Source organism: Actinoplanes sp. NPDC051411 (genome assembly GCF_040682075.1).
In the GTDB taxonomy this organism is placed as follows: domain Bacteria; phylum Actinomycetota; class Actinomycetes; order Mycobacteriales; family Micromonosporaceae; genus Actinoplanes.
In genome coordinates this window covers 1-11,185 of record NZ_JBFBAD010000219.1, presented here as the reverse complement: position 1 = coordinate 11,185, position 11,185 = coordinate 1, and the positions used below count along the sequence as shown (strand labels likewise).

Below are 11,185 nucleotides of genomic sequence, written 5' to 3'. Positions count from 1 at the left end.
GCCGGGCTGGCTCCGGCCGGGCTGGCTCCGGCCGGGCTGGCTCCGGCCGGGCTGGCTCCGGCCGGGCTGGCTCCGGCCGGCAAGGCTTCGGTCGGGCCACTCGGCCAGGCCTCGGCCGGCAAGGCTTTCGGCCAGGCCCTCCGCCGGGCCACTCGGCCAAGCCTCGGTCAGCAAGGTTTCAGCCGGGCCACTCGGTCAGCAAGGCTACCGGCCGGGCCACTCGGCCAAGCCTCGCCCGGCAAGGCTCTCGGCCAGGCCGTCCGGCGTGGTTTCGGCCGGCGTGCCGCCAAGGGTTCCGGGCGGGCTCCGGAAGGCCGGGCCGGGCCGGGCCGGGTGAGTGCGTCACATGGAAACGGCCCCGGGTTTCCCCGGGGCCGTTTTCCGTACGCGGTGAGATGCCTCAGTCAGCAGCGGCCGCGCCGTCGCGTCGGTCGCGCCATGGCGTCCGTCAGCGGCGTTCGCGCCGTCGCCTCAGCAGCGACGTCCAAGCCGAGGCTCGGTCAACGACCGTCAGGCCGTCGCCTTAGCAGCGGCGTTCAGGCCGAGGCCTCGGTCGTTGACCGTCACGCCGTCGCGTCCGGCGGCGGCGTTCACGTCAACGCCTCGCTCGGCGACTGTCGCGCCGTTGGCGTCAGTCGGCGACCTTGACGCCCATGGAGCGGGCGGTGCCGGCGACGACCTTGATCGCGGAGTCGAGATCGTTGGCGTTGAGGTCGGGCAGCTTGCGCTCCGCGATCTCCTTGATCTGCGTCGGGCTCAGCGTGCCCACCGTCTGGGTCAGCGGGTTGGAAGCGCCCGACTGGATGCCCAGCGACTTGCGGATCAGGAAGCTGGTCGGCGGCGTCTTGTAGACCAGCGTGTGGCTGCGGTCCTCGTAGACGGAGACGATGACCGGGATGATCTCGCCCCGGTTCTTGGCGGTGGCCTCGTCGTATTCCACCTTCACGGCACGCATGTTGGCCCCGGTCGGACCAAGCATCTTGCCGAGGTCGACCATCGCGGCGTTACCCGCCTCAAGCGCGAGGGTTACCTCATGGGTCTTTTTCTTGGGCGGCATTGCGTAGGGCTCCTTAGGGTGAGCTGCACGGGCAGCAGCTCGCCAGCATCATCAACACACGACAGTTAACACACGAGAACCCCGAGACCCTACTACTGCGGCTTCGACACGGTCAAAACGCCGGAGGGGTCACGGGTACCGCCTACCAGCATAACTCGGGGCTCAGTACTGGTCGCACTTGCACCGGGTCATCAGGGCCCGGACGGTCGAAACGTACTGCGGGTTGGGCAGGGTCTTGGTCGCGCCGTCCTGCTCGATCGAGCCCTGACCGGCGTTGTAGCCGGAGATCACCACGTTGAGCAGGCACCACGACGTGGTCGTCTTGCACTTGCTCGTGCTGAGGTCGTATTTGCCGCCGAAGTAGAGGTCGCCGGCGTGGCGGGTCAGATAGGCCAGGTAGTTGGCGCCGACCAGAGCGTTCTGCTTGTAGTCGGAGGCGTCGTAGTCGAGCCCGAACCGCAGGTTGATGAAGGAGACCGTGTCGGGCATGACCTGCATGATGCCGGTGCCGCCGTCGCAGTTGTGGATGTTGCTCTGCCAGCCGCTCTCCATGTATGACACGCCCTTGACCAGCGTGTAGTTGAGCTTCAGCTGGGGCGCCTCGTGGGTCCAGTAGATGCGGCCGGACGCGTCCTTCAGCGCCGCCTTGACCTTGCTCATCGAGACCGGCTTCGTCTTGTCCTTGTGAGCGCAGGCCGGCAGCTGCTCCCAGAACGGATCTTCCGTCGGGGCGGTGCTCGCCGGCTTTTTCGTCGCCTTCGTCTTTTTCGGCGTCGGTTTCGTCGTCGGCTTGGGCGCCTCGGTCGTCGGGTCGGCCGTCGGCTCGTCGGTCGTCGGCTCGGCCGCCGGAGCCGATGCCTGATCGGCCACCCGGGCGGCACCGTTCACCGAGTCGTCCTTGCCGCCGAACAAGCCGCAGCCACCGAGCGCGAGCAGCGCTACCGTCGCCACGACCAGATGCCGAACCCTCGACTTCGCCATCGACGACCTTTCCTCCCGAGCCGAACCGATGGCGAACCGTAACAGCCGGTGGGCGACCGGCGCTGCCCGGCGAATCGGACAAAGCGCGCGTGTGACGGAACCGGTCCCGTCGATTCAACCCCGGAACGGCAACCGCAACCATCTCCGGGGACAATAGAGGTATGCAGACCCGCACCGACCTACGCAACGTCGCCATCATCGCCCACGTGGACCATGGCAAGACAACCTTGGTCGACGCCATGCTGCGCCAGGGGAGCCAGTCCCACGCGCGCGGTGAGATGGCCGACCGCGCCATGGACTCCATGGACCTGGAGCGGGAAAAGGGCATCACCATTCTCGCCAAGAACACGGCGATCAGCTACCAGCCCGCCGGTGGCGAGAAGCCCGTCACCATCAACATCATCGACACCCCCGGCCACGCCGACTTCGGCGGTGAGGTCGAGCGCGGCCTGACCATGGTCGACGGCGTCGCCCTGCTGGTCGACGCCAGCGAGGGCCCGTTGCCGCAGACCCGCTTCGTGCTCCGCAAGGCCCTGCAAGCCCGGCTGCCGATCATCCTGATCATCAACAAGGTCGACCGGCCCGACGCGCGCATCAAGGAGGTCGTCGACGAGACGTACGAGCTCTTCCTCGACCTCGACGCCGACGAGCACCAGATCGAGTTCCCGATCGTCTACGCCTGTGCCCGCGACGGCATCGCCTCGCTGACCCAGCCCAAGGACGGCACCGTCCCCGAGGACGCCACCGACCTCGAGGTGCTGTTCAGCACGATCCTCAGCACCATCCCGGCCCCGACCTACACCGAGGGCGCGCCGCTGCAGGCCCACGTGGTCAACCTCGACGCCTCCAACTTCCTCGGCCGGCTCGCGCTCTGCCGCGTGCACGAGGGCACCATCCGCAAGGGCCAGACCGTGGCCTGGTGCAAGACCGACGGCACGATCAGCAACGTCCGCATCTCCGAGCTCCTGATCACCGAGGGTCTCGAGCGCAAGCCCGCCGAGAGCGCCGGTCCGGGCGACATCATGGCCGTCGCCGGCATCGCCGACATCATGATCGGCGAGACCCTGGCCGACGCGGAGAACCCGATTCCGCTCCCCCTGATCAGCGTGGACGAGCCGGCCATCTCGATGGTCCTCGGCACCAACACGTCGCCGATGGTCGGCAAGGTCAAGGGCGGCAAGGTCACCGCCCGCATGGTCAAGGACCGCCTCGACCGGGAGATGGTCGGTAACGTCTCCCTGCGCGTCCTCCCGACCGAGCGACCCGACGCCTGGGAGGTGCAGGGCCGCGGCGAGCTGGCGCTGGCCATCCTGGTCGAGCAGATGCGCCGCGAGTCGTACGAGCTCACCGTCGGCAAGCCGCAGGTGGTCACCAAGGAGATCGACGGCAAGGTGCACGAGCCGGTCGAGCGCCTGACCATCGACGCCCCCGACGAATACATGGGTGCCATCACCAGCCTGCTGTCCACCCGCAAGGGCCGGATGGAAGAGCTGATCAACCACGGCACCGGCTGGCTGCGGATGGAGTGGCTGGTTCCGGCGCGCGGGCTGATCGGCTTCCGGACGGAGTTCCTGACCGAGACCCGCGGCACCGGGATCATGCACCACATCTTCGAGGACTACGAGCCCTGGTTCGGTGAGCTGCGCACCCGCAGCAACGGCTCGCTGGTGGCCGACCGGGCCGGCGTGGTGACCGCGTTCGCGATGACCAACCTCCAGGAGCGCGGCCAGCTGTTCGTCGAGCCGACGACCGAGGTCTACGAAGGCATGATCGTCGGCGAGAACTCGCGCCAGGACGACATGGACGTCAACATCACCAAGGAGAAGAAGCTGACGAACATGCGTCAGTCGACCTCCGACGAGACCGAGAAGCTGATCCCGCCGCGCAAGCTGTCGCTCGAGCAGGCCCTGGAGTTCTGCCGCGAGGACGAGTGCGTCGAGGTCACGCCGGCAGCCGTGCGCATCCGTAAGGTCATCCTCGACCAGCAGACCCGCGGACGGCAGGCGGCCCGGCGCAAGCACGCCCAGTGATACGGCCGGTGACACGGCTGCTCACCGCGTACGCCTGAAAACAGCAAGCCCCCGCCCACCGTGAGGTGAGCGGGGGCTTTGTCCGTCAGCCGCGGTGGCCGGCCAGCTCTCTCCTGCGCTCGCGGGCGAGGCTGGCGACCGTGGCCAGGCCCAGACAGCCGACGATGACCACCAGGGAGAGCCAGATCGGGATCTCGGGTGCCCAGTGCACGCCGTGGCCGCCGTTGAGGAACGGCAGCGTGTTGGTGTGCAGGGCCTCGAGGAAGAGCTTGACGCCGATGAACGCGAGCACCGCGGCCAGCCCGATGTTGAGGTAGACCAGGCGTTCCAGCAGGTTGCCGAGCAGGAAGAACAGCTGGCGCAGCCCCATCAGCGCGAAGACGTTGGCGGTGAAGACCAGGTACGGCTCCTTGGTGATGCCGAAGATCGCCGGGATCGAGTCGAGCGCGAACAGCAGATCGGTCGTGCCGATCGCGATCATGACGATGAGCATCGGGGTGAACAGCCGCCGCCCCTTGTTGAGCACCGTGAGACGGCCGTCGCCGAAGCTGCCCGACACCGGCAGGGCCCGCTTCGCCCAGCGGATCAGGATGTTCTCCTGGAAGTCCTCGTCCTCGCCGTTCTCCTTGATCAGCGTGATCGCGGTGTAGACCAGGAAGGCTCCGAACAGGTAGAACACCCACGAGAACTGCGAGATCAGGGCGGCGCCGGCGGCGATGAACGCACCCCGCATGAGCAGCGCCAGCACGATGCCGATCAGCAAAACCTTCTGCTGGAACCGGCGGGGCACGGCGAAGCGCGCCATGATGATCACGAAGACGAACAGGTTGTCGACGCTGAGCGAATATTCGGTCAGCCAGCCGGTGTAGAACTCGCCGGCGGCCCGGCCCCCGGAGACGAACCAGACGCCGAGGCCGAACAGGATCGCCAGCGCGACATAGAGGGCGACCCAGAGGCCCGACTCACGCATCGTCGGCTCGTGCGGGCGCCGGCCGATGATCAGAAGATCGATCGCGAGCACGGCGACCAGGGCGACCAGGGTGGCGATCCACACCCAGGTGGAAACGTTCAACGTGAACCTCCGGCAGACACGATGCGGCGCTGTGCCCGCCGGACAGGCCATTGGTTCCCGTGGCCCTGAGGCGCGCACAGCGACGTGCGGCTGTCGGAGGTCTCTTCCGCCGCCCCCATCACGTGGGACGACCGCCGGGCCCGGGTCGGCCCTCGGGTGGGCCTTCCGTGCTGACGAGACCGGCGCGGAGGAATACTCCCCTCCTACAAGGAGCCATTCTGTCTCATGCCCACCCGTTCTGTTAGGGCAGCCTGGAGAAACGTGGGGCCGGTCTCCCTCGGAACCGCCCATCCCGGCGGTTAACGGGGGTTTCCCGCGGCGTCGCCGGCGCTTCACCCCACCCGAACGTGTTCGCTACGATCGCGATCATGACTCCACGCCGCGTGCCGGTCAGCCGCCGTGACCGTCCGGCCAAGGCGCCACTCAGCCGGGAGGCGGTGGTCGCCGCCGGCCTGCGGGTCATGCGGGCCGAGGGGCTGGAGCGGCTCACCATGCGGCGGCTCGCCGCCGAGCTGGACACCGGGGCGGCCTCGCTCTACGTCTACGTCGACAACCTGGCCGAGCTGCACGGGGCGCTGCTCGACGAGCTGCTGCGGGACACCCCGCTGCCCCCGGTCGCCGCCGACGGATGGCAGGACGCGGTGATCGACGTGCTCGAGCGCTACACGCGGATGCTGTGGGCCCATCCGAGCCTGGCCCGGTCGGTCCTGGCGCTGCACCCGTCCGGCCCCAACTATCTCCGTCTGATCGACTGCCTGCTGGGCCTGCTCGCCGCCGGCGGGGTGCCCTCGCGGGCCGCCGCCTGGGGGATCGATCCGCTGCTGCAGCTGGCGACGGCCACCGCGGCCGAGCAGGGCACCCGGCGGGAGTCGGCCGAGGCCACCGGCGAGGAGCAGCATCTGGAGGCCGCGGTCCGGGAGGCGCGGCCGGCGGACTATCCGAACATCGCCGGTGCCCGCGACGACCTCTTCTCCGGTACGGGTGAGCAGCGGCTGCGCTGGTATTTCAGCGCCCTCCTGGCCGGCATCGCCACCACTCCCCAGCCGACCGCCTAGGGACGGCCCGGTCAGAGCTGGTAGCGGGCCCGGCGGCCGTGCGAGGTGAAGCCCAGGTCCCGGTAGAGGCGGGCGGCGCCCGAGTTGTTGACGTTGACGGTGAGCCAGGCCTCCGGCTGGCCCGCGGCGGCCATCCGGCGCAGGGACTCCGTGACCAGGGCGCGGGCCAGGCCGCGGCGGCGGGCGGCGGGAACCACGCCGACCTGGACGATCCAGCCGACCGCGCCGGTCACGAACCCGGCGTCGCCGACGCCCGGCAGGTGCGCCAGCAGCGACCAGCCGGGGCGGAACTCGTCGTCGGCCTCGTGCTCGGCGATCCACTCGGCGGCGGCCGGAGCCGGATAGCCGGGGCGGCTCCGGAACGAGGCCGCGTAGACCTCGAAGAACCGCTCGGCCAGGTCGCCGGACCAGGTCGTGACCGCGGCGCCGGCCGGCCAGCGCGGCCGGGCGCCGAACCAGGTCAGATCGATCCACAGCACGTCCTCGGCGAAGACCGGCCGGAGGCGGCGCGAACCGAACAGGGCGGCCGCCGGCGCGGTCAGCGACTCGGTCTCGACCGTGACGACACCCTGGCTGAGCGAGCCGGCGACGGCCAGGCCGTGATCAAGCAGCCGGCTGCCGACGCCGCAGCCCCGCACGGCCGGTTCGACCAGGCCGGTGACGATCGGGCCCTCGGCGCCCGGGCACACCGCCGCGGCCGCCGCCAACTCGCCCGAAGAACCCCGCAGACCGAAACGCACCGCGCCGACCGCGCCCCACCGGCGCCGGAGGAACCCCGGGTCACCGGCCAGCGGCAACCCGCCGTCGGCGACCAGGCACCGCCGCGCGAGCCGCACCAGCTCCTCGGGCACGTCGCCGCCCACGTCAGACCACGGCGCGTCCCTCGGGGTCATCGATCGAGGCTATCGAACTTCGACTATTTGACGCCTGTCATATCCATGCCGCGGAGCTCCTTCTTCAGCTCGGACATCTCGTCGCGGATGCGGGCGGCCAACTCGAACTGGAGCTCGCGCGCGGCGGCCAGCATCTGCCCGTTGAGATCCTGGATGAGCTGGGCCAGCTCGGCCCGGGCCATGCCCGCGGTGGCCGCGGTGGCCGTCGCGGCGCGGCCACGCGACCGGGTCTCCGGGACCGGGGCCTTGCCGCGGGACATCTGCCGGCCGCCCCCGCCGACCATCGGCCCGCTGACCGTGGCGTCGGTGTCTTCCGCTTCGCGGTAGATGTCGTCGAGGATGTCGTGGATCTTTTTGCGGAGGGCCTGCGGCGTGATGCCGTTGGCCTCGTTGTGGGCGATCTGCTTGGCCCGGCGGCGGTCGGTCTCCTCGATCGCGTTACGCATCGACGGGGTCATCTTGTCGGCATACATATGGACCTCGCCGGACACGTTTCGCGCCGCCCGGCCGATGGTCTGGATCAGCGACCGGCCGCTGCGCAGGAAGCCCTCCTTGTCGGCGTCGAGGATCGCGACCAGCGACACCTCGGGCAGGTCGAGGCCCTCGCGCAGCAGGTTGATGCCGACCAGGACGTCGTAGTCGCCCTTGCGGAGCTCCTTCAGCAGCTCGACCCGGCGCAGAGTGTCCACCTCGGAGTGCAGATAACGCACGCGGATGCCGTTTTCCAGCAGGTAGTCCGTCAGGTCTTCGGCCATCTTCTTGGTCAGCGTGGTGACCAGGACCCGCTCGTCGCGCTCGGTGCGCACCCGGATCTCGTGCATCAGGTCGTCGATCTGGCCCTTGGTCGGCTTGACCACGACCTCGGGGTCGACCAGGCCGGTCGGCCGGATCACCTGCTCGACGAACTCGCCCTGGGCCTGCTGCATCTCCCACGGCCCGGGAGTCGCGGAGAGGTAGACCGACTGGCCGACCCGCTCGAGGAACTCGTCGAACCGCAGTGGCCGGTTGTCGGCCGCGCTGGGCAGCCGGAACCCGTGCTCGATCAGGATCCGCTTGCGGGAGGCGTCCCCCTCATACATCCCGCCGATCTGCGGGATCGTCACGTGCGACTCGTCGATGACGGTGAGGTAGTCGTCGGGGAAGTAGTCGAGCAGGGTGAACGACGGATCGCCGGGCGAACGGCCGTCCATGTGCATCGAGTAGTTCTCGATGCCGTTGCAGAAGCCGACCTGCCGCATCATCTCGACGTCATAGGTCGTGCGCATGCGCAGCCGCTGGGCCTCGAGCAGTTTGCCCTGCCGCTCCAGCTCCTCGAGCCGCTCGGCCAGCTCGGCCTCGATGCCGCGGATCGCCCTCTCCATGCGCTCCGGACCGGCCACGTAGTGGGTCGCCGGGAAGATGATCAGCTCGTCGACCTCGCGGACCACGTCGCCGGTCAGCGGGTGCAGGTAGTAGAGCTTCTCGACCTCGTCGCCGAACAGCTCGATGCGGATCGCCAGCTCTTCATAGGCCGGGATGATCTCGAGCGTGTCGCCGCGGACCCGGAACGTGCCCCGCTGGAACGCCATGTCGTTGCGCGAGTATTGGATGTCGACCAGCCGGCGCAGCAGCTTGTCGCGGTCGACCTCGCCACCGACCTTGACCTGGACCGCGCGATCGACATATTCCTGCGGCGTGCCCAGGCCGTAGATGGCGCTCACCGTGGCGACGACGATCACGTCGCGCCGGGTGAGCAGCGACATCGTGGCCGAGTGCCGCAGCCGCTCGACCTCCTCGTTGACCGACGAGTCCTTCTCGATGTAGGTGTCGGTCTGCGCGATATAGGCCTCGGGCTGGTAATAGTCGTAGTAACTGACGAAGTATTCGACCGCGTTGTTGGGCATGAGCTCGCGGAGCTCCTTGGCCAGCTGCGCGCACAACGTCTTGTTGGGAGCCATCACCAACGCCGGCCGCTGCAGCTTCTCGATGAGCCACGCGGTCGTGGCACTCTTGCCGGTGCCGGTCGCGCCGAGCAGAACCGTGTTGCGATCGCCGCGCCGGACCCGTCGCTCCAGCTCAGCGATGGCCGCCGGCTGGTCACCGGCGGGCTGGAATTCACTGATGACCTCGAAACGGCCGTCGAGTACAGGGATGTCGAGCGCCATGGCAACCACCGTACGTCGGGGGTACGACAAGTTCCCGCGGTCGCCGGACGCCCTGGGCGAACATCAACCCCGGCGCTGTGCTGAGGGTGCACATTCGGGGGCATGTACTGCGGTGCGCCTCACACCTAGGCTGTTGCGGGTAGGCCGCTTGCGGCGGCCGCCCGGGATGCAGCGGATAACCACACGTCCGACATCCCGGCCCGTGGTCGATGCGCCCCGGCTCTAGCCCGACGGGCGCACCCACGGAGGTCGCGCGTAAAGCGTCGACCGGCCGCCGCGAGCGCCACCTCTCTTTCCCGGTCCCGTGATCAGGACTCCGGCGGCTGCCAGCCGGTCGCTTCGGCCCAGTCGTCGGCGGCCCGCGCCTCCCCGTCGAACCACGGCTCCTTCGCCTCGCCGTACGGGAAACGGTTTTGATTTTGCTCCGACCAGCGCGCCTTGGCCGCCGCATAGTCGTCGCGGGCCGCCGGCACCGCGCGCAGGTGATCGCGCATGAGCAGGGCGAACCGCCACCCCGGCGACCCCGTCACCCGCACGTGCAGGTTGGCGAGACGCCCCGGGTCGGCGTTGCCGTGCAACCGCTTCGGCCAGGTCTCCCCGGGCCGCCCGTGCGCCCGGTCGGCCCACTCCCCCGCCCGGCGCGGAAATCCGGCGTCGGCCAGCCGCCCGGCCAGGTCGTCGGCCTCGTCGAGAGTGCGGACCGCCAGCATCAGGTCGATGACGTCCTGGGCCGGCAGGCCGGGAACCGCGGTCGACCCGATGTGCGTGACCCGGGCGTCCCCCGCGACCGGCCCGATCGCGTGCCGGATCCGCCCGGTCAGCCGCGCCGCCTCGGCCGGCCACCCCGGATCGGGGTCGCGGACCACGACCTCCGGCCCGATCGGCGCCGTCATGCGCAGCCGGTGATGCTCCTCGAACGGCCGCAGCCGCTCCCGGAACAGGGCGTCGACCCGCGCGTGCAGGTCACCGATGTCGCCGTTGTTGTCGATCAGCGCGTCGGCGGCCGCCCGGCGCTGGTCGTCGCCGGCCTGCGCGGCGACCCGCGCCGCGGCCTGCTCCTCGCTCATCCCCCGGGTCTCGCGCAGGCGGCGGATCCGCCTCTCCCGTTCGGCGTCGACCACGAGGACCAGGTGGTAGGAGGTGGCCAGCCCGGTCTCGACCAGCAGCGGCACGTCGTTGACGACGACCGCGTCGGGGGAGGCGGCGCGGGTGAGCTCGGCCGTCCGCGCCCGCACCCGAGGGTGAATGATCCGCTCGAGGCGGCGGCGGGCCTCGTCGTCGCCGAACACCTTGGCGCCGAGAGCGGGCCGGTCGAGTCGGCCGTCGGGGCCGAGGATCCCGTCGCCGAAGAGGCCGACGATCTCGGTCAGGCCGCCGGTGCCGGGCTCGACGACCTCGCGGGCCAGCTTGTCGGCGTCGATTATGAGCGCGCCGTGGTGCGCCAGCCGTTTGGCCACCTCGCTCTTGCCGGCCCCGATTCCCCCGGTCAGCCCCACTTTAAGCACGCGCCCAGTATTCCAGGGTTGGGGGTTGAGCTGGTTGAAGACCCTGGGGGCTCTGCCCCCCAGACCCCCGGCCTCGGCTCGGAGATGCCTGCGCGATCTGGGTGGGGTTGTTGGGTTTGGGTGAGCGCCTTGCGCCGGGCGGGAGCGAATCATGGGTGGCAGGGGAGGCGCAAGCACACCCCGCTTGCGCCTCCCCTGCCACCCATGATGTTTCGATCATGCCGACGCGAGGAGATCACCCAAGCCTGGGCCCGGCATTGGCCTACGGCCAACAGAGCCCGCAACTATTGCCAACACGGCACACGCAAAGCTGACCAACGAACCAGCAAGCCCTCCCCCCGGCCGGGTACATCCGGTCACGTCCACTGGCGTGGTGTAAGAGGCGGCCAGCGCTGATCCGTTGGTGTTGATGTTAGGCGGCGATCTCTGCCGATGGGGTGGCGGATTC

The 11,185-nt window shown here is 69.6% G+C and carries 8 protein-coding genes; 2 read left to right on the top strand and 6 right to left on the bottom strand.

The window, feature by feature from the left end; genetic code table 11:
* Nucleotides 1-631: 631 nt before the first annotated feature.
* Both AB0M88_RS51340 and AB0M88_RS51335 read right to left on the bottom strand, forming a co-directional pair.
* A complete protein-coding gene (locus tag AB0M88_RS51340; RefSeq protein ID WP_364115328.1) occupies nucleotides 632-1,057 on the bottom strand; it encodes a 50S ribosomal protein L11 in 426 nt (141 codons plus the stop codon).
* Between the two features lie 162 nt (nucleotides 1,058-1,219).
* Nucleotides 1,220-2,038 carry a lytic transglycosylase domain-containing protein gene (locus tag AB0M88_RS51335; protein WP_364115326.1) on the bottom strand — a complete coding sequence of 273 codons (819 nt, stop codon included), beginning with the start codon at nucleotides 2,036-2,038 and terminating at the stop codon, nucleotides 1,220-1,222.
* A 161-nt stretch (nucleotides 2,039-2,199) separates the two neighbouring features.
* On the opposite strand from AB0M88_RS51335, the gene typA reads away from it, so the two are divergent.
* On the top strand, nucleotides 2,200-4,068 hold the full coding sequence (gene typA, locus AB0M88_RS51330; protein WP_364115324.1) for a translational GTPase TypA: 1,869 nt from the start codon (nucleotides 2,200-2,202) through the stop codon (nucleotides 4,066-4,068).
* Nucleotides 4,069-4,153: 85 nt separating this feature from the next.
* On the opposite strand, the gene AB0M88_RS51325 is transcribed toward typA, so the two are convergent.
* A complete protein-coding gene (locus AB0M88_RS51325) occupies nucleotides 4,154-5,191 on the bottom strand; it encodes a TerC family protein (protein WP_364115322.1) in 1,038 nt (345 codons plus the stop codon).
* Nucleotides 5,192-5,508: 317 nt separating this feature from the next.
* Between AB0M88_RS51325 and AB0M88_RS51320 the strand changes: the two genes are divergently transcribed.
* Nucleotides 5,509-6,195, top strand: a complete 687-nt coding sequence (locus AB0M88_RS51320; RefSeq protein ID WP_364115320.1) for a TetR/AcrR family transcriptional regulator C-terminal domain-containing protein — start codon at nucleotides 5,509-5,511, stop codon at nucleotides 6,193-6,195.
* 11 nt (nucleotides 6,196-6,206) lie between these two features.
* On the opposite strand, the gene AB0M88_RS51315 is transcribed toward AB0M88_RS51320, so the two are convergent.
* From AB0M88_RS51315 to coaE, 3 genes are all read right to left on the bottom strand, one after another.
* On the bottom strand, nucleotides 6,207-7,088 hold the full coding sequence (locus tag AB0M88_RS51315) for a GNAT family N-acetyltransferase (RefSeq protein ID WP_364115318.1): 882 nt from the start codon (nucleotides 7,086-7,088) through the stop codon (nucleotides 6,207-6,209).
* Nucleotides 7,089-7,111: 23 nt separating this feature from the next.
* The gene (uvrB, locus tag AB0M88_RS51310; protein WP_364115316.1) at nucleotides 7,112-9,232 is read right to left on the bottom strand and encodes an excinuclease ABC subunit UvrB; all 2,121 of its coding nucleotides are present in this window, start codon (nucleotides 9,230-9,232) and stop codon (nucleotides 7,112-7,114) included.
* 308 nt (nucleotides 9,233-9,540) lie between these two features.
* Complete coding sequence (gene coaE, locus AB0M88_RS51305) at nucleotides 9,541-10,737, bottom strand: dephospho-CoA kinase (protein ID WP_364115314.1); 1,197 nt, start codon at nucleotides 10,735-10,737, stop codon at nucleotides 9,541-9,543.
* Between the last annotated feature and the right edge of the window lie 448 nt (nucleotides 10,738-11,185).

Bases quoted from the DNA above. Each gene is read 5' to 3' on its own strand.
- AB0M88_RS51335 (WP_364115326.1), bottom strand. From the start codon at position 2,038: ATGGCGAAGTCGAGGGTTCGGCATCTGGTCGTGGCGACGGTAGCGCTG.
- typA (WP_364115324.1), top strand. From the start codon at position 2,200: ATGCAGACCCGCACCGACCTACGCAACGTCGCCATCATCGCCCACGTG.
- AB0M88_RS51320 (WP_364115320.1), top strand. From the start codon at position 5,509: ATGACTCCACGCCGCGTGCCGGTCAGCCGCCGTGACCGTCCGGCCAAG.
- AB0M88_RS51325 (WP_364115322.1), bottom strand. From the start codon at position 5,191: ATGGCCTGTCCGGCGGGCACAGCGCCGCATCGTGTCTGCCGGAGGTTC.
- AB0M88_RS51340 (WP_364115328.1), bottom strand. From the start codon at position 1,057: ATGCCGCCCAAGAAAAAGACCCATGAGGTAACCCTCGCGCTTGAGGCG.
- AB0M88_RS51315 (WP_364115318.1), bottom strand. From the start codon at position 7,088: ATGACCCCGAGGGACGCGCCGTGGTCTGACGTGGGCGGCGACGTGCCC.
- uvrB (WP_364115316.1), bottom strand. From the start codon at position 9,232: ATGGCGCTCGACATCCCTGTACTCGACGGCCGTTTCGAGGTCATCAGT.